This window comes from Corynebacterium silvaticum (assembly GCF_004382825.2).
In the GTDB taxonomy this organism is placed as follows: domain Bacteria; phylum Actinomycetota; class Actinomycetes; order Mycobacteriales; family Mycobacteriaceae; genus Corynebacterium; species Corynebacterium silvaticum.
This window is the reverse complement of record NZ_SDQO02000002.1, coordinates 192503-210600: the sequence shown is the minus strand read 5'-3', so window position 1 is coordinate 210600 and position 18098 is coordinate 192503. Positions and strand designations below refer to the sequence as shown.

Annotated in this window: 19 protein-coding genes and 2 pseudogenes; 13 read left to right on the top strand and 8 right to left on the bottom strand. The window is 54.8% G+C overall.

The annotated features are described in order from the left end of the window. Positions 1-68 precede the first annotated feature (68 nt). On the bottom strand, positions 69-1478 hold the full coding sequence (locus ET810_RS05090) for a hypothetical protein (protein WP_087453122.1): 1410 nt from the start codon (positions 1476-1478) through the stop codon (positions 69-71). A gap of 92 nt (positions 1479-1570) precedes the next feature. Then, positions 1571-2980 (bottom strand): AMP nucleosidase, encoded by a 1410-nt coding sequence (gene amn, locus ET810_RS05085; protein WP_087453121.1) that lies wholly within the window; start codon positions 2978-2980, stop codon positions 1571-1573. Between the two features lie 132 nt (positions 2981-3112). Here amn and ET810_RS05080 point away from each other — a divergent pair, with 132 nt between their 5' ends. Next, complete coding sequence (locus ET810_RS05080; protein WP_087454805.1) at positions 3113-3544, top strand: MepB family protein; 432 nt, start codon at positions 3113-3115, stop codon at positions 3542-3544. Between the two features lie 29 nt (positions 3545-3573). On the opposite strand, the gene bsaP is transcribed toward ET810_RS05080, so the two are convergent. Together bsaP and bioB are read right to left on the bottom strand one after the other, a co-directional pair. Beyond that, positions 3574-3828, bottom strand: a complete 255-nt coding sequence (bsaP, locus tag ET810_RS05075) for a biotin synthase auxiliary protein BsaP (protein ID WP_013910497.1) — start codon at positions 3826-3828, stop codon at positions 3574-3576. Between the two features lie 5 nt (positions 3829-3833). Then, positions 3834-4829 carry a biotin synthase BioB gene (bioB, locus tag ET810_RS05070; protein WP_134316091.1) on the bottom strand — a complete coding sequence of 332 codons (996 nt, stop codon included), beginning with the start codon at positions 4827-4829 and terminating at the stop codon, positions 3834-3836. A gap of 203 nt (positions 4830-5032) precedes the next feature. On the opposite strand from bioB, the pseudogene ET810_RS05065 reads away from it, so the two are divergent. From ET810_RS05065 to ET810_RS05040, 5 genes and pseudogenes are all read left to right on the top strand, one after another. Next, a pseudogene (locus ET810_RS05065) lies at positions 5033-6369 on the top strand (M20/M25/M40 family metallo-hydrolase). Between the two features lie 82 nt (positions 6370-6451). After that, positions 6452-6619, top strand: a complete 168-nt coding sequence (locus ET810_RS05055; protein WP_013240920.1) for an antitoxin — start codon at positions 6452-6454, stop codon at positions 6617-6619. 345 nt (positions 6620-6964) lie between these two features. Further along, a complete protein-coding gene (locus ET810_RS05050) occupies positions 6965-7852 on the top strand; it encodes an ABC transporter ATP-binding protein (protein ID WP_087453118.1) in 888 nt (295 codons plus the stop codon). Further along, positions 7849-8487, top strand: coding sequence for an ABC transporter permease (locus tag ET810_RS05045; RefSeq protein WP_134316092.1), 639 nt, complete (start codon positions 7849-7851; stop codon positions 8485-8487). Before ET810_RS05050 ends, ET810_RS05045 begins: the two co-directional genes overlap by 4 nt. After that, positions 8484-9146, top strand: a complete 663-nt coding sequence (locus ET810_RS05040; RefSeq protein ID WP_134316093.1) for an ABC transporter permease — start codon at positions 8484-8486, stop codon at positions 9144-9146. Before ET810_RS05045 ends, ET810_RS05040 begins: the two co-directional genes overlap by 4 nt. Position 9147: 1 nt before the next feature. Here the strand turns inward: ET810_RS05040 and ET810_RS13145 are convergent. Further along, positions 9148-9773, bottom strand: a pseudogene (locus tag ET810_RS13145) (hypothetical protein). A 207-nt stretch (positions 9774-9980) separates the two neighbouring features. Continuing rightward, entirely contained in the window at positions 9981-11618 is a 1638-nt protein-coding gene (locus ET810_RS05030; RefSeq protein ID WP_134316094.1) for a cytochrome c biogenesis protein DipZ, read from the bottom strand. Between the two features lie 348 nt (positions 11619-11966). On the opposite strand from ET810_RS05030, the gene ET810_RS05025 reads away from it, so the two are divergent. From ET810_RS05025 to ET810_RS13315, 5 genes are all read left to right on the top strand, one after another. Beyond that, positions 11967-12242 carry a hypothetical protein gene (locus tag ET810_RS05025; protein WP_087453113.1) on the top strand — a complete coding sequence of 92 codons (276 nt, stop codon included), beginning with the start codon at positions 11967-11969 and terminating at the stop codon, positions 12240-12242. Between the two features lie 58 nt (positions 12243-12300). Beyond that, the gene (locus ET810_RS05020; protein ID WP_087453112.1) at positions 12301-12888 is read left to right on the top strand and encodes a sigma-70 family RNA polymerase sigma factor; all 588 of its coding nucleotides are present in this window, start codon (positions 12301-12303) and stop codon (positions 12886-12888) included. Beyond that, the gene (locus ET810_RS05015) at positions 12885-13529 is read left to right on the top strand and encodes an anti-sigma factor (protein ID WP_087453111.1); all 645 of its coding nucleotides are present in this window, start codon (positions 12885-12887) and stop codon (positions 13527-13529) included. Before ET810_RS05020 ends, ET810_RS05015 begins: the two co-directional genes overlap by 4 nt. Positions 13530-13959: 430 nt before the next feature. Then, complete coding sequence (locus tag ET810_RS13320; RefSeq protein ID WP_225870203.1) at positions 13960-14388, top strand: MFS transporter; 429 nt, start codon at positions 13960-13962, stop codon at positions 14386-14388. A 136-nt stretch (positions 14389-14524) separates the two neighbouring features. Next, positions 14525-15073, top strand: a complete 549-nt coding sequence (locus tag ET810_RS13315) for an MFS transporter (RefSeq protein ID WP_225870204.1) — start codon at positions 14525-14527, stop codon at positions 15071-15073. An 88-nt stretch (positions 15074-15161) separates the two neighbouring features. Here ET810_RS13315 and ET810_RS05005 read toward each other — a convergent pair whose 3' ends face one another. Both ET810_RS05005 and ET810_RS05000 read right to left on the bottom strand, forming a co-directional pair. After that, complete coding sequence (locus tag ET810_RS05005) at positions 15162-15539, bottom strand: SdpI family protein (RefSeq protein WP_087453110.1); 378 nt, start codon at positions 15537-15539, stop codon at positions 15162-15164. 249 nt (positions 15540-15788) lie between these two features. Further along, a complete protein-coding gene (locus ET810_RS05000) occupies positions 15789-16079 on the bottom strand; it encodes a hypothetical protein (RefSeq protein WP_087453109.1) in 291 nt (96 codons plus the stop codon). A 213-nt stretch (positions 16080-16292) separates the two neighbouring features. Between ET810_RS05000 and ET810_RS04995 the strand changes: the two genes are divergently transcribed. Beyond that, positions 16293-17405: a sensor histidine kinase gene (locus tag ET810_RS04995; protein WP_134316095.1), complete on the top strand. Its 1113-nt coding sequence runs from the start codon at positions 16293-16295 to the stop codon at positions 17403-17405. Beyond that, positions 17402-18061, top strand: coding sequence for a response regulator (locus ET810_RS04990; RefSeq protein WP_087453107.1), 660 nt, complete (start codon positions 17402-17404; stop codon positions 18059-18061). Before ET810_RS04995 ends, ET810_RS04990 begins: the two co-directional genes overlap by 4 nt. Positions 18062-18098 lie beyond the last annotated feature (37 nt).

Genomic DNA, 18098 nt, shown 5'->3' with positions numbered 1-18098 from the left:
CAGTCCAACCACTGGGGAGTAGCTCATTCATTCATCACTAGGGGTCTTTTCTCATCAAGCATGTGCCTTTATTGATAGGACACAAACCAAGGCCGAGGCTCGATCTTAAACGTCTGTTCGGGAGTGAACATCGGTTGATCCTCATCGATAAAGTTCTTCCACGCAAGGTAGAACTCGGGCTGCAGATTCTTTCGCACCATATCCCACGTAGCAAACTTATCGCCCGCGGTTCCGTGACCATCTGCGTGAAGAACCCACGAAAGCTCCGGTGCTGTAGTGTCCAACGTTTCCCTGTCCTGCACCATCTGATGCTGGAATTGGTGCACAACAAAGACTTTTTGCGGGAGCTCATTATCCTTTACCAGGTCCCGCAGCCACGCCGCAGTCTGGTTCACTTCCCCAGCCCCAACACTGCCGACCCGTTCCATGGGTTTCTCCCCCGGCTTCAGCCGCCACTCGGGATCTATCGCTAGTCCGACGTGCGGTAGCTTCAGCAGCTCCTCAAATTGTTGCGCCTGCTCAAGGAAGCTGGCGCTGCCAGGTTGTAGGTCAAGAATCGCTATGCCGCCAGCATCACCGATCGCTTCGACCCACGGGCGCAGCTCATCGACGTTCCCCTCATTGGAATAATTGCCATCCAGCCCTGCCGACGAGCTCGCCACGGTAGCAATGATCTCAAAGGCAGGGATCACGCTTTCTTCCGGGTCAATGGCCTGATACTTACCTACCAGGTCATTCACCTTGTTCACGGCTTCCTCAGCAGGTTGCTCGCCAAGCACTCCCAGTGCCCCACCGGAGGGATGACCGTAAAGAGCTACCACGCGATGCGAGGGGAAAATGAGGTGCCCGCCACCGGGGACCTCACCATAATTAATCATCTCTACCTGGCGATTAAAGCGCTCTTTGTTGGCAAAGCTTGGGCCCAGGGCAACCACATGAGCGTCGGGATCAGCGGATAGCGTGGAGCTTTCACGCGCGTCGCCCGAAGACAGGTATTCCACCTTGGCTCCCGACGCGCGTGCGGTGGCTACGTCAGAGGCCGTGGTGTGCCCGGAGACCAGGATGGACGCGCCGCCGTCGAAAAGCGGGGATTCGGGCGTGAGCTGCGAGATTTTGTCGGCGATGTTGGCTTCAGAAATTTCTGGGTCCGGGGTCTGGGGCTCGTCGATCGTGATAACGTCTTGAGCCCCGAGGCGCTTTATCTCCGCATCAATGGCCGACGCGTTATCGGCAGTGCGCACCAGCAGCGGCGCACCCCGCTTCACTGCCTCTTTCGCACCTTCCCATTTCTGCCCCACAGAATCACCGGCGATAACAGCGGATGTGGAAGAGGAAAAGAGCAGCTTAGATGCATCAATCCCGTCTGCGCTGTCTATCTGCGTTGTTTGTTCTATGGACAGCGCATTGCTCGGGGCGCCCGCTTTCCCCGTGCTTCCGCATGCGCCCAGAGCCAATGCAGTACTGCAAAGTATGGCCATTGTTAGCTTTCGCAAGAATCACACGCTCCTTCGAGCCAGATTGCAGAGCCAAATTACGTCAGAGCCATCTTTGTTCCTATTGACCCAATAGGCTATCTAAATGGCACCTCTCCGATCGTACGGCGTAACTTCCTCGTCCGCAGTTTTTCTGGGGTAAGAGCAAGAAGTTCCACGGCGTGCACAGCACACATCACGTGCGCCTGTTTGGAATTTGCATAGAAGGTTTGTGCTGCAGCCGGCAGCTTAGGCACGGCGTGGAGCGGAAGATCGGAGACGGAAAGCAAGGTGCCATAAGGAATGCGGTAGCGGTACCCGTTCGCCGCAAGCGTCGCCGATTCCATGTCGCAGGCAGCAGCGGTGGAACCCCGGAGCAGCTTCCATAGTTTTTGTGGGGTGTGCCATTCCCAGTTTCGGTCATCGGTGGAGAGGACCGTACCGGTACGCATCATGGAAAGATCCTCGCCATATACATCGCGAACACTCGTCTCTAGGGCGCGCTGCACCTCAGGAACTGCAGGAATGGGCAGGTCGAGCGGGATATGGTCATCGAGGAGGTGGTCGTCACGCTGGTAGGCGTTTCCCAGGATGAGGTCGCCGAGTCTCATGCGCCCGTCGAGCCCAGCACAATGTCCGATCATCACCCATGCTTCCGGGCGGAGCACAGCGAGGCAGTCGGTAATCGTCTTGGCGTTGGAGGGCCCCACACCAATATTGATCATGGTGATGCCCATTCCGTCTTCCGCTACTAGGTCATAGCGCGGCATCTGGAACCGAGATTCTAGGCTCAGGCTTTCACGATCGATGTTTTCTGCTTGGTCGCGCGTGATCTTGTGACCGTCGGGAAGCAACAATGCGCTGTAGCGCGAGCCCTCCCGCGACAGCTCGCATAGCCCAAAGTTCACAAATTCCCGGGCGTGCATGGCGTAGTTTGTAAATAGGATATATTTTTGCACGCTAGCTGGGGAAATACCCATGTAATGCTGGATGCGCGCACATGCGATATCAAAACGCTGCGGAGTGAAATGGAAAAGCGGCTTTTCTTCGCCGTGGAAGGCATCCCATTCACCGTCGATAATGGCATCGTCAACGTCATCCAAGGTGGGGCGCGGGATTTCTGCGGCAACATCGCCTGCGCGACGAGCCTCGGTCACGCCTTCTATGCCGTCGATATACTCCGGCGGGATGCGCACGGTAGAAGGCTCCACCGTGATCACACACTCGTAGTTTGTGCAGAGGCGTTCCAGCTGCTCACAGAGGTAATCATGAATCAACTCCGGCTTGGAGAGCACCGCCGAGTAGCATCCTGCAGCGTCGACGTAGCCAAACGGCTCGGTGCGATCAACGGGGTGCCAGCTAACGATCTTCACGATGAGCTTGGGATAAACTACATCGCAGTAACGCTCGTATTCACCAGTCTCTAGAATCTCCTTGGCAAGGCTTATCGACGCCGCGTAGATATCCTCCAGCTGTTGTACTACGTCCGCGCCCACACCTTTTTTCATTGTCATTGCATCCTACTTTCTAGATTTTTCCTAAGGATTCTTTGTGTCTAGAGTAGCCGCGCCAGTCTCCGGATGCAGGGCGTAGAAAAGGGAGCAGCCAGAAAGACCAGTCCACAAAAAGGGAAGGCATACATGAGGTTCAGGAGCTTTGAACAGTACGCAGCAGCAAAAGGTCTGAACTGCCACGTCACTCCTGAGGAACAAAATAGTGACTATCAATCTGGAATCGTAGAAATTTCGGAGGCCACCTGGCACATACGGACGGCACGCACCACGCCGACCAAGAAAGGTGCTTTTGTAGCCTTTTGGACCCGAAATGACGCCGGAGAGACCGTGCCTTTTAGCCCGCACAACGTACGGGGAGGTTTGCTGGTGTTTGTGGAGCAAGACGAACACCGAGGAGTCTTTACGTTCACCGCTCCAGACCTCGAACGCTTAGGCATTACATCGGGAAGCGCCGCAGGAAAACGCGGTTTTCGGGTATACCCAAGCTGGTGCACTGGTCTCAACCCTCAGGCCACCGCCACACAGCGTGCCCAAGCACCCGCGTTCAGCCTCTACTGAACGCGCTCCCTACCACCAGACCTATCTTTTCAACGCCGCCCCAGATACACAGAATCCACCGTGCCGTGCCGTGAGCAGGTTGCTTCCCAGCCGTCGGGACGCACTTGCACCACCATGCGACGCCCGCAGATCTGGCAGAAGCGCGGTGCCTCCAACCCGGCGCGCGCCGAGGGAGAAAGCCTGATTGTTTCTCCCGCAGCGATTTCCTGTCCGGTGTTGGGGTGAAAGAGCGGGGGCTCGTCGGCAAGCATTACCTGGATGAGCTCGGTTGATGTGGTTTTCATGCCAGTTAGACGCTCGCGTTCAGGGCCTTAATGGGAAGGCGCAATTTGCCCAGCATATCCAGGTCTTCTTCCATCGGACGGCCCAGCGTGGTCAGGTAATTGCCCACGATCACCGCATTGATGCCACCGAGCAAGCCTTGTTCAGTGCCCAAGTCTCCCAGGGTGAGTTCGCGTCCACCGGCGAAGCGGAGAATGGTCTTGGGCAGCGCAAGGCGGAATGCACCAATTGCGCGCAATGCATCTGGGGTTTCCATAACATCTAGGTCTGCAAAAGGAGTTCCCGGGCGTGGATCGAGGAAATTCATGGGGACTTCCGTGGGATTGAGTTCGGCCAGGTCGCAGGCAAATTCTGCGCGCTGTTCTAGCGTCTCACCCATGCCGATGATGCCGCCGGAGCAGACTTCCATGCCGGTCTCCCCGATCATGCGCAGGGTTTCACGGCGCGATTCCCATGAATGGGTGGTGACAACGTTGGGGAAGTACGAGCGCGCAGTTTCGAGGTTGTGGTTGTAGCGGTGCACGCCCGCTGCTTTGAGTCGGTCGACTTGCTCCTGGGTAAGGATGCCTATCGACGCCGCCACCTCGATGTCTACCTCAGATTTAATGGCAGCTACGGCCTCTTCCAACTGGCTCATGAGGCGCTCATCGGGACCTTTTACCGCAGCAACAATGCAGAATTCGGTAGCGCCGGACTTTTGTGTTTGCTTTGCAGCTTCCACGAGTCCCGCGATGTCGAGCCATGCGGAACGAACGGGGGATTCAAAAAGGCCCGACTGGGAGCAGAAGTGGCAATCTTCAGGGCAGCCGCCCGTCTTCAGAGAGATAATGCCTTCTACCTCAACCTCTTCCCCACACCACTTGAGGCGCACCTCGTGCGCGAGTGCAAGGAGTTCGGGGATTCTGTCTTCTTCCAGCGTGAGTACTTGGAGGACCTCCTCCTTATTCAGGCCGTTGCCTTCCTCAAGAACCTTGGTCCGGGCAAGTTCCAGAATGTCAGTCATGGGGTTTCCTCCTCGGCGTCAGCACCCGCGAGCGCTGTGTGCGTGCATTCATCGTCGTGCGAGATGTGGTGGCACAAGGCCAACACACATCACTTGATCAACGTTCAAGAATCCTAGCCACATCTCCTGAACACTGTTTAAATTTCCACACACATTTCACCCACAAGACCCCTAATTCACCCCTTTCACCCCCGAATCAGCCTATGCTGGGGCGCATGACGCTCTACTCGGACACGCTTTCATTGCTTACCCGCATGGTGCAGAACGCCTGCGTCAACGACCTCACCTCCGATTCAGGCCAAGAAGTCCGAAATGCCGACACCCTAGAGGAATTCTTTGCCGGCGAGGCCGTCGCCATCGACCGCTACGAGCCTCATCCAGGCCGGGTAACCATTGTGGTCACGGTCCCAGGCAGCGACCCCACCGCTGAGCCGCTCACCCTGCTAGGACACACAGACGTGGTGCCCGTGGATGAGAAGAAATGGACCAAGCCTCCCTTTGAAGCGCTCATAGAAGACGGAAAAATATACGGCCGTGGCACCGTAGACATGCTCTTTATTACCGCCACAATGGCAGCCGTGACCCGCGAAGTAGCGCGGAAAAATCCAATCGAGGCACCCTTTACTTTGTAGGAATCGCAGATGAAGAGGCTCGTGGCGGTTTAGGCGCCCAGTGGCTCCGCGAACACCACTCAGACGCGTTCAGCTGGAAAAACTGTGTGTCGGAGACCGGCGGCTCCCATCTTCCCGGCGCAGACGGTTCCGACTCCGTGATCATCTATGTCGGTGAAAAAGGCGCTGCTCAACGCCGGCTCCACGTCCACGGCGACGCCGGCCATGGTTCGGCGCCGTTCCACAAGGACAGCGCCATTGCAAAAATCGGCGAGGTGGCGCGTCGTATAGCTAGCATCCAACCATCAGTGCACAGCGATGACACGTGGCACGGCTTTGTACGCGCGTTCCGCTTTGACCCCGCCACGGAGCGCAAGCTTCTCGACGGCCACCCCGATTCCTACGAATCCCTCGGCGAACTCGCAGCCTTTGGCGATGCCATCTCCCATCTCACCATCGCCCAAACAGTCCTCCGCGCCGGCCAAGCCATCAACGTTCTGCCCAGCCACGCATGGCTAGAAATGGACATCCGAACCCTCCCCGGACAATCGGACGACTACGTTGACCAGCTACTAAACCAAGCTTTAGCCGATGTAGCACCCGAGGTCACCATCGAGCGTCTCATCAGGGAGGAGGCCACCGTCTCCCCCACCGACTCGCCACTCTATAACGCCATGAGCGATACACTGCTGGAGTTCTTCCCCGAGTCCACCGTGGTCCCCATGATCGCACCCGGAGGCTCTGACCTTCGCTTTGCCCGGCGCGCAGGCGGGGTCGGCTACGGCTTTGCCGTACACGCCAAACAGCGCACGTTAGGACATGCGCATGCACAGCTTCATTCCCATGACGAGTTTCTTTACCTAGAGGACCTGGAGCTCACAGTTGCCGGCTATCAGCGACTCGTAACGCGATTCCTAGAGTACCCCTGACCCCGAGCCGATCCCGCCCCCAAATCCGCAGGTTGTATTACCCTTAAATGTGATAACTGCCCCTCAATACAAGGAGAATCTCATGGACATCCTCAACAAGGCTAAAGAACTGCTGGATCAAAACGCCGACAAGGTAAAGGACGCAGTAGAAAAAGTTGGCGATCTTGTCGACGAGAAAACCGACGGCAAGTTTGCAGACAAAGTCGACCAGGTCCAAGAGGCCGTCAAGAAGAAATTGGACGAAAAGTAATTTCTTCTCTCCCCCCTGCCTTGCCTGCGACACTACGCAGCTCGGCAGGGGTTTACTTTTATGCTGGCACGAGGGTGCGCCGTATAAAGATCACCAAGCGAATCAAAGCGCTTAACCGACCAAAATTCGGTTACTCCCGGACTGCTCGGAGCTAAATCAGTATGATGGCTCATAGAGTCCGCTATAGGTCACGCTTATAGCCAAACAGCAAAACTCCGCAGTCTACTTTTTAATAGCAGGAACAGGAAATTAGCGTATAACACAGCAAATGCTCATATAATCCTTAAACAGACATTATTCATTTCACGTCACCCAAGCGGCAGAGCGCCAACGGAAGCAGCAACTATGATCAAATTTATCGACGTCAGCAAGAGTTACGCTAACCCCCGCAAAGAAAAAGGTGACAAGAAAAATAAGACACAAGTAAGCGCAGCATCAGGGAAGCAAGCACCAACAGAAAATGCTGTGAACAACTTCAACCTTGTCATTCCTGAAAATCAAACCACCGTTTTTGTTGGTTCCTCCGGCTGTGGAAAGACCACTCTCCTGAGGATGATTAACCGCATGGTTGAGCCCACGTCCGGTGAGGTTCGCGTACGCGGCCACAACGTGGCCGATGTCAATCCCGTGGAACTTCGCAGGTCCATCGGATACGTCATTCAAAGCGGTGGAGTCCTCCCCCACCGCAAAGTGCTGGATAATGTGACAACGGTTCCTTTGCTTAACCGTGAACCCAAAGAAGAAGCTATTCGACGCGCCCGGCTGGCCTTAGAAACGGTAGAGCTCGACCCCAGTTTTGAAAATCGCTATCCAGGTGAGCTTTCCGGCGGACAGCAGCAGCGCGTTGGTGTTGCCCGCGCGCTTGCCGCAGACCCGGACATTCTGTTGATGGATGAGCCTTTTGGCGCGGTCGACCCGATCGTGCGGCGAGCGCTACAGCAACAGCTCATTGAGTTGCAGGCCCGTCTACATAAAACCGTGGTGGTGGTGACCCATGACGTCGATGAGGCCTTTCTCCTAGGCGATAACATCGTGGTGCTGGAAAAAGGCGGAAAAATTGCCCAAGCTGGCACGCCTACGGAAATTTTCGCACAGCCAGCCAATGATTTTGTCGCCCAGTTCATGGGCACAAATCGAGCAGATAGAGACTTGCACACCGCGGTTATCGGCGGTTCCCGGGTTGTGGTGGATAAACAAGGTCGCCCAATCGGTCGCTTAGGTGCAGACTCATGAGGTGGCTGCGTCACGCGTGGCCATATGTGCTGGATATGACGGCCGCCCATCTCCTGCTCAGCGTTCCGGCAATCCTGATTAGTATTGCGGTCTCCATCCCCATCGGCATGTTCGCTGCCCGCAGCCCGCGCGTAGGCAACCTGGTGGTATCCGCGGCGTCCTTGGCCTATACAATCCCGGCTCTTCCCATGCTGATATTGGTTCCTTTCATCGTGGGGGTTCCGCTGCGGTCAGATACCAACGTCATTATCGCGCTATGCATTTATGGGGTGGCACTCCTTGCGCGTACTGCAACAGATGCCTTCCGTTCCATACCTGAGGACGTGCGTATGTCCGCATCTGCCCAGGGAATGAGCGCGCCTCAAATCGCCGTAAAAGTGGATCTGCCGCTTGCTATTCCGGTATTAATTTCCGGAATCCGTGTGCTTGGCGTCTCCACCATCGGCCTCGTAACCATCGGAGCATTGATAGGCGTATCAAGCCTAGGAACGCTGTTTACCGACGGCTTTCAGCGCAACATCATTGCTGAGGTACTCACTGGCATCGTTGCTGTAGTCATCCTGGCTGTGCTTTTCGACGTCCTCTGCCTCATCCTTCAACGCGTACTCGCACCTTGGTCGGTGATAAAGAAATGAGCTGGTTTTCCGATCTCTTCGCCCTGCTCACTATTGCTTCCCAGTGGTGGGGACCCACCGGCTATCTTGCCCGAATTGGCGAACATGCGGGCATCAGCCTGGCTTCCGTAGCCATTGCTGCTGCTTTTGCCATCCCAGCCGGCGTAGCTATTGGCCATACCGGACGCGGTTCTGCGGTTATCGGCGCTGTCAGTGGTGCTGCGCGCGCACTACCTACGCTTGGTCTGCTCACAATCTTTGGCCTTGCTTTGGGCATCGGACTGAGTGCACCGCTCATAGCTCTCGTGATACTCGCTATCCCCTCATTGCTGGCCGGGGCTTATGCGGGAGTCGCCAGCGTAGACCGCGACACTGTAGATGCCGCCCGCGCTATGGGATATACCGAGTGGCAGATTATTAAAAACGTGGAGCTACCGTTAGGCGCTTCCGTGCTCGTGGGCGGCATACGCTCAGCAACCTTGCAGATCACAGCCACAGCCACTCTTGCGGCTTATACGTCAGACATAGGGCTCGGACGATTCATCTTCCACGGACTCAAAGCGCGCGATTACATAGAAATGCTTGCAGGTTCCGTTTTGGTTATCCTATTGGCCCTGGTTCTTGATCAGATACTCTCCACTGTTCAGCGAACTACTGGAGCGCACAGCGCGACTTCATAATTTACCAATCGCGCATGGCTCGCCGAACCGTAGTCCGGTATGTGCCTCGTCGTTGCACAGGGCGCCCCGGCACCTGACCAGAAGAGTATTTACGGCTAACGGCGGGGCGTGACCCCTCGCCACCAAGACCACCAGCGTCATAAGCTGGGTCTAAAATCAGGCGTACTTTATTGCTCAGTTTTCCCCAGCGGTCATAGAAAATCAGGGTTTGTTTGTACAAATCCCCTTTTCCTATGTCCGGGTTTTCTGCTTCAATGCACACATAACGGTCTGGAGTTCTGCTAACGGAACTTGTTCGAGGGTACGAGGCCCTAGTGAGCGCACCACTACCTCAGCCTTATCGCGTGGGCGAAGCACCATAGCTTCAGTATTCACCCGAGTAAAGGATATATCGGCCACTATGTCGCCAGAATTGAGTGCTTGTTCTACTGCGAGCATGAGACGTTCACGGATTCGTCGGCCTAGTTTTTGGTTCGAGGCGCGGCAGTACGCTACAAAAAGTCGAGAACCCAATACCGGCCCCTCGACATTGATGATCGCTTTCACACCAGCAATGATTTCCTCATCACTGCCAGACGCGACGGATGCCACTTCTCCCTCGAACGCCTCGTAAGGCAGAAACTCCATAACGCTTTCCACTCCTTTAGCTCTTTTTTGACTTTCCCACAAACACGCCAAAAAGGTAGAAAATGTGCTACTTAAGGAAAAGTTCCGGCGTTTTTTACCCCTTTGGTTGGTAAAATTCACCGCACACAGAAAAACACACACGGAGATAAATAAACCGGGAGAGCGCCCATACATATGAACATCTCTCCCGATTTTTAAGCCTCAGCGTTACCCGAAGGTGAGCGAGTACGCTGTCACGCCCGGTTCGAGTTCCAGGGTGATGATGCCGTCGAGAGGCTTATCAGCGTCATAAATGTCTATCGTGCCATCGGACACGTCGAAAGTTTTACTGCTGCCATCGGGGAAAGTAGCTTTCACTTTTCCTTGCCCTGATACCACGAGCTGGACCTTAGCCGCATGCACGTTGATGGACAGTTTTGCATCCTTCACAGGGACAATGTGATCGCTTTTCACGTCCCACTTACCGCTGAGCGAGTATTGCCCCGTCCTAGGATCTTTATATGTAAAGTCACGTTCTCCTAGGCCGTAATTGTTGTTGTTAAAGAAGCGGGCCCGCTCAGCACCCAGATAGGTCTCCGGATTACGCTGCTCCGTGAGCTTAGAATCGGTTCCGCCACCTGTTTCAATCGGGTCAGGCAGCTGAACATTGGGGTTGGCCTGTTTGAGTAGCTGGCGCACAAGCTGCTCGGTCTCCGCATAAGCGCCTTCTCCCTCATGGATATAGCGCACATTGCCCTCAGCATCAATCAAATACCGCGCTGGCCAGTATCGGTTGTTGAACTTCTTCCAGGTAACAAAGTCATTGTCCTGTGCCACTGGATAGTTGATTCCCTCGCGTTTTGCCGCTGCGCGCACGTTGGCAGCCTCATGCTCAAAGCCGTATTCGGGTGCGTGCACGCCTACTACCTGCAGTCCCGCGTCCTTATATGCGTCATACAGCTTGGTGATGTGCTCGCCGGCGCGTTGGCAGTTAATGCAGGCATAGGCCCAGAAATCAACCAACGTCACTGTACCTTCGTGCGTTCCCACCGGCTTGTCCGTATTAAACCACCCGGTCAGGCCCTCAAATTCCGGTGCCGATCCACAGTCATGCAGGGTGCCTTTATCAGCCCTACGGCAGGAATCTAGGTTGCCATTTCCGCTATTAAGAGCGTTCTGAACAGCCTCATTATCGCTCAGTCGTTCCTGCACACCGGCAGTCCAGTCAGGAAGGCTGCGCTGCAGCTTCTCGGGAACGTTCAACGCCAGTGCCAGGGCCAACGCCAAGATAATCGCGCCGACGATGCCCCGATGCTTCCGGACGGCGTCGATACGCTCACCCATCTTGTTGCCGGCGAGGGCGAAGATGAGCAGCGGAAGGCTCGCGCCGATGGCAAACGCGACGGTCAGGATCACCGTAGAAAGTCCAATATCGCCAGTTGCACCAGCAACCGTAATAGCGGCAAGGATCGGTCCCGCGCACGGAACGTATACAGCGCCCAGCGCTAGGCCGATGGCAAAGCCGCCTTTATTACGCGCTTTGACCTGCAGCGACGTTGGACGCGGGATGCGGTTAAATGGTGCTTCAATCCACTCGCCAAGCTTAGGCACAATCATGCCTACGCCCACCAGGACCAGCAATGCGATACCGCCCCATCGCAGCACATCCTTAGGCAGTCCCAGCGCACCAAGGATCAAAGTGCCCACCAATGTAATAGTGGCAAAGCTAAGCGCAAGGCCGGAGATCACATGGGTGGGTTTACGGTCTACGGAAACCGCCAAAACAACCGGAAGGACCGGGAGAATACACGGAGATATACCGGTGACAATGCCACCGATAAGCCCGATCAAAACAAGTTCAAGCATGTGCGTTCCTTTTATGTGCTTTTATGTTTCAGCTTTAACAATCTTGTGGGAGCACGGCGCTTTCTGGATGCAACCATGCGCGGCGGCTCCCTGCACACTCACGACGCAACAACGATGGCGCGGTGTGCGAGCCGTCACTAAGAAGTACGGAACATAAGAAACTTTCAGATTGGATAAAGGTAATTGTGCAGGTAGGAGCGCTGAAAACGCCACTACATCCATGCACCTCACAGTTATTTTTATTTTTCCCAATCCATCGCACACAGCGGCTCCGAAGTATTCAATAAGCGCGGAAAGTAGGCCGCGCACCTACATCAGAACTCAGTCTTATATAAGGAGCTGACCCCTATGAAGAACACCACGATCCGCAAGGCACTTATCATCGGCGCATTCTCTGTAGCTGCCCTCGGACTCACAGCCTGCGGAGATGACCCAGCCCCAGCCAGCCAGACGTCCACGAGCGAGTCTTCCCAGCCCTCCGACGTAATGTCTAAGGACGCGATGACCAAAGATGCCATGCCCAAGGACGCGATGGATCGCATGGAGCACAAAGAAGGAATGGACGGCAAAGACCACATGGACCGCATGGAACATACGGAGCCCAGCGCCGCCATGAAGCACTAAATCCCGCCCTTCTTATGCCTATCTTGCGACCACAGCCTTAACACCTCACTAATAGTTCATGATTTCCACCCTTTCCGTTGTAGAGTTACCGGTCATGGACCCCGATAACCTGCTTGTTGCCAGCGCCCACGGCGACCAGCGGGCATTCGCCGCCCTGTATGACCTACTGGCCCCACAAATGTTGGGTTTAGCCGCGCAGATCATTTACGACCGCGCACAGGCCGAGGAAGTCATCCAAGAGGTATTCATTGAGCTGTGGCGCAGCGCTAAAAGTTACGACCCAGCCAAGGGCGGTGCCCGTTCCTGGGCGCTACGACTCACACGCTTGCGCGCAATCGATCGCTTGCGTACCGACGTAGCCACCAAACAGCGCGACAACAAAGACTTCCTAGAGCAGACCACAACGTGGCACGCAGCCGAGGAAGAAGCAGTGGAATCGCTGGAATCACAGCGAGTTCGCAAGCTTGTCGACGCCATCGGCGAACCACACCGCACCGCCGTCATGCTGGCTTATTTCTCCGGTCTCACTCACCCAGAGATCGCCCAGGCCACCAGCGTTCCCCTTGGGACCGCCAAAACCCGGGTCAGAGATGGACTTAAAAAACTTCGCTCAGCGATGAGCCTCATGCAAGGAGGTGCACAATGACCTCCACAGGTCACAGCGAGCCTTTCGACGACTTCCCACACGATGTCGAAGACCTGTTGGCGCAGGCACCTGCACCACTAACCCCCTCAGCCCAGTTACGAGACAACATCCTCGAGGCCATTGCCGATACTCCCCAAGAGGAACCAGAGGCAACGCATACATCGCCGGTCGGTGTCCTATCTGAGCCTATTGCGGATGTTATTCAGCTATCTGCGCGCCGTAAGTTGACGCGCGGGTTTCTTGCCGTGGCGGCGTCGATAGCCGTCATCGCTGGTGGCTTTGCATTCTGGCCGCAAGTAGATCCGCATGCAGAAATGCACAGCATCCTCGCGGCTTCCGACGTACGCCAGGCCAGCACTCATGCCATGGGCGCATCCCTGGATATTGTTGTGTCCTCGTCAATGAATGAGGGCGGTGCCCTTGTTGATGGCGCACCCAAGCTCAGCGAAGGCATGGGTGCACAGGTATGGGCAGTAATGGCAGACGGCTCCACAAAATCTGCCGGCGTTATCGGACCCGAAGATCACGATGGAGTATGGATGCCTTTACCAGGGGAAACCTCAAAGGTGATGATTACCGAGGAACCCCTCAAGGGTAGCTCTCAGCCGCAGGGCACAGTCCTTGCCGTAGTCGATGTGTAAGTGACTGCCGTGGGCAGTGTGAGGGGCTAACTGGTGCAGTAGTATTCGGTTAGCCCCTGCACCCCATTGACAGATATGATTTGCAACACTTACTTTTAATGGTGTCCTGACTCACATTAAAAGGAACGCAATGTTCACTTTCAAACAATCCCCAACAATCAAAGCTCTAGGGGGATCCACGCCTTCGCGCATCCAAGTACGAGAAGCCGTAGTTGAAAGAAACATTTCGGTATACCCTCGGCCAGGGACACCATAACGTGCCCACGATTTTTCCAGGCGACGGCAAGGAACTAGGTTCCGTCTATGCCCTTGCTGTTACCTACTTTTTCGTGGCCACCTGTGGGTCAATGACGTCGCTTGCTATTTCACTTCACTTTGTTTCGCGTGAAAGTGGCGAAGCACTGGTGGCCACAGTTCTCATCTCAGGGGCTTGTGCACAGGTATTTTTATCACCGCTCTCCACGCCTTTTTTGACAAAGTTAGTCCACTCACCGTCGCACAGACTGCCGCATTCATAGAATGTGTCGCTCTGGTACTTTTGTGTTTCTTCCCCGAACCAGTGTTCCTCATTGCTGGAAACGTTGTGGTGGCTACATTAAGTGGCTTGTCTATCCCAGCCTATTGTGTGATCGCGGAAGAATTCGCACCATCACACAATCAGGCGCGCGTATTTTCACTCCTTGACACTGCAGGGCTCAGTGGAAGCTTCGCAGGACCTGCACTGAGTGGCCTTCTTTTAGATTTTGGAACCCTAAGCACTGCACTGACCTACGAAGCTGCAGCCGTTGCAGGCTCATTCCTTGTGTTATGCATACTAGGTTTTCGCCTCCGCAAAAACTCTGCACAGACTAATAAATAGCACCAATACCAGCCGGAAACCGCTTAAAATCTTCCGCAGCATCCTTGAGGCCCCCGCACTGCTCCTTACTCAACCTCGCACGCGCCAAGCACTGACAAGCATCTGGACCGCCATCATTTTTACGTCCATCTACAACGTGTCTCTCGTCTTCTATGCCACAGAGACTCTCCAGGTGGGCGGACTTATGTACGCAATCGTGGCCCAATGCTTCATCGTGGGGCGCATTATTGGCGCACGTATTTCCGCACGCCTCACCGAGGCCAACGCGCTGCCCACCCTGGTTAAGGCTGGCGCTGCCATGGGTTTGTGCATCGCCATTCCGGGGTTCGTGCCGTCACTTTTTGTATGTATCCCATTCTTTGCGCTGGCCGGAGTCTGCAATGCTCTCCAGGTTGCCGCGCTCAGGATGGTCATTGTCGACAGTGTCCGACCAGCGATCAAGCCCAAAGCACTATCGACGATGGGCACGGTTAATAACTCAGCAATGCTCGTTGGCTATATCGTTGGCGCCCCGGTCGTCGCTAGCATCGGCCCCAGCTTGGCACTTGTTGTCGCCGGCCTCGGCACGATACTTTTTACAGTGCTACCGCCAACGTGGCGAGCGCTGCGCATCGCCACTCGCGGGAAGACCGTTACTTCCTCACCTTGGATAAAGAGGCATCTCTTCCTTCACAAAACAAAGTAAGAGCTGCAACCTACCTCGGGCAGAATAAGTACAATAAGCGGCTTTGAAAATAGCCCCTGATGCGAACACACTAAAAAGAATATTCAATTTATAGTTCTTTACTCCCCTCCCGCTTGGACACAATTCGATCTCCCGCAAATACTATTATCGAAAAAGCCACAATCCCCAATAAGAAACTAACTGTCAAAATGGCCTCAACCTTTTCGTTTCCCATAAAAATTAGAATCAAATTGAAAACACCGGCCAAACTGAAATAAATTGCCAGAAGGGTAAAGTATGGAGACATAGCTTCGTGTGCCACAATCCACGTCTCCTTTGATTTCAGCACATTAGGAGTAAGAATCCCAGGCAAAGACGTATATTCCCAGCGCTTATAGATTCCCTTCGGGGATTCTTTTGCAATAAAGAATATAAAAACACTCAACAAGGAGAAGGTAAAAATTGTAAATAGGGCTGAAGTAATCAAACTTTCACTCCTAAGATATTTTCAATTAATTATTACTTAAATCATTTTCCAACAGATAATTTTATAGAATTGAAACTATCCTAAGATGGCCTTAATTTCATCATTTCAAGATATAGACCTAGCACCCCTTCCATAATTACTGAAAAGCTCTCCAACCATCCCGCCCCAGCCCACAAAAAAGCCCCCTGCCAGTTGGTTCCTGATTTCTCAGTCCAACGAACAGGGGGATTTAGTGAGGATACGACCTATTTAGTGATCGTCCCAGTGGCCCTCGTGAAGGGCGTGGCGGTGTCCATCGTGGATGTAGTCCACGTGGTCGCCGTGAGGAACAGCTACGTGTCCACATTCTGGGCCATGATGGTGATCGTGGTTCTCGTGAACATGGTGCTCGGTGGTCTCGCACTCATCCCAGTGGCCCTCATGCTCGCGGTGGAGGTGGCCGTCATGGACGTAATCAACGTGGTCGCCGTGAGGAACAGCTACGTGACCGCACTCAGGATCGTGAGCGTGGGTGTGCTCTGCGTGGGTTGCACAGGACATGGTGAACTCCTTTTCTCCAATAAGCGGCACCCGAAACTGTTGGCGTTTCAGCCCCGCTCCGTTATTTTCAACAAGATCTACAAACTGAAAATAACACCGATCTCAAAGATTTTCAACATGTTTCATTAATGGAAATGGCATCACTTAACCATCAGGCGCCAGCACCCCTTTTCCCCTGGTCAACAGACACCCCGACACCTACACTGGTGAGTTGTGCACCAGAAGATTGGGAACGTCGACAAGCTAGCTGCAGCCCTCGCCGCGCTACTGAGCAGCGTATATGTGGTGGGTTTCATTACCACGCCGACACTGCTCTCCGCCATCCTTATGTCCTGCTCCCTGGCATTTATCCCGGCTCTGCTCTTTTTGCACCACAATGTCCCCTGGATGGCAGCGCTCAACCTCGGAATCCTAGGTGTGTGGGCGTTAGTGTGCCTCATAGCTTTCCCCGCCAATCTCGGGGTTCCACCTCAGTTGATTGTCGCTCCCTGGGTGATATTTTCCGCAGCTCGCACCGAGTCTTCTCTTGTAGTTCGCAATGTATTCATCGCTTGCTTGGCAGGATCACTGCTGTCACCCGCTATGTGGAAAGTCGCAGATATCGGCAGGGTCGAATATCGAGGCCTAATAGATGCACCACTGATGCTGCTTGTTCATTGGCTTATTGCTCTTACCGCATTGCTTCTTGGGCGGGCAGTCAAAAGCCGTAAAGAGGCCCAGCTTGCGCAGGTTATGCGAGAGCGAGAACGGGAGCGAACCCTTATCGCCGCCGAGATTCACGATGTTCTCGCCCACTCGCTCACGCTCATCCGCATGCAAGCCACTGCAGGTATGGCCGTTCCCAGCACTGCTAACGACGCACTCACCACGATCCATTCCGTAGCTGGCGAAGGCATCGCTGAGGTTCGTTCCATCATCCATGCGCTCGGCAGTAACGGCATCTCTGCCCCGGAATCCGCCAACCTCGACGATCTTTTCCAGCGGTTTCGGGAACAGGGCCTAGAGATCACGGCATCTGTTGCCGATCTCTCCACCACCTCTCCCATCACCCAGCTTGCTGCTTATCGAATTATCACAGAGTCGCTCACCAATGCGCTCAAACATCAACGTCCCCCTATCAGCGCCGATGTCACCGCGAACACCGACCCGCGCGGCATCAGCATCACATGCACCACCCACGGCAAGTCCGCATCCACGTCTACTCACGGGGGCTTTGGACTCGTCGGACTAAGCGAACGCTGCGCAGCCCTCGGGGGCACACTCACACACAACTTTGCTCACAAGCATGCGACGATAACCGCATGGCTCCCCAAGGAACAACCATGACCACACGCATTGTGCTTGCCGACGACCAACCTCTCCTCCTCAGCGCTCTTCAAACGATCATTGACGCACAAGAAGATTTTTGCGTGGTAGCAGCCACCTGCAGCGATGGAGTTCAAGCCGTAGCGACGCTGCGTTCAGACCCCACCATCGACATCGTCATCATGGATATTCGCATGCCGGTCATGGACGGAATCGAGGCTCTTACACAGATCCGCCAGGTTGCCCCTGAAGCGCGCGTCATCATGCTGACAACCTTTAACGTTGGAGATTACGTAGACCGAGCTTTGTTTGCCGGCGCCCATGGTTTCCTTTTAAAGGATGCCGAACCCGACGAACTGATCAGGGCAATCCGCACCGTCGCGCGTGGAGAATCCATTCTCAGCGCCGGCGTCACAGACCATGTGCTCGACATGTGGAGATCCCAGCTAAACGGTCTTTCGCCGGCCATCCCGGCCGAACAAAAGCAAGGCCTGAGCCTTCTCACTCCCAGAGAACGTGAAGTCTTCCAGCTGGTGGCGCGGGGAATGAACAACTCAGAGATAGACAGCGCGCTTGTGGTCTCAGAGACAACAATTAAAAGTCACGTTTCTTCGCTCCTTGCCAAGCTACATTGCCGCGATCGGGTGGGCTTGGTTGTACTTGCAGGTAGAATGTAAAAAGACTCCCAGTAAAACCCTGCGAGCACGCTTGTCC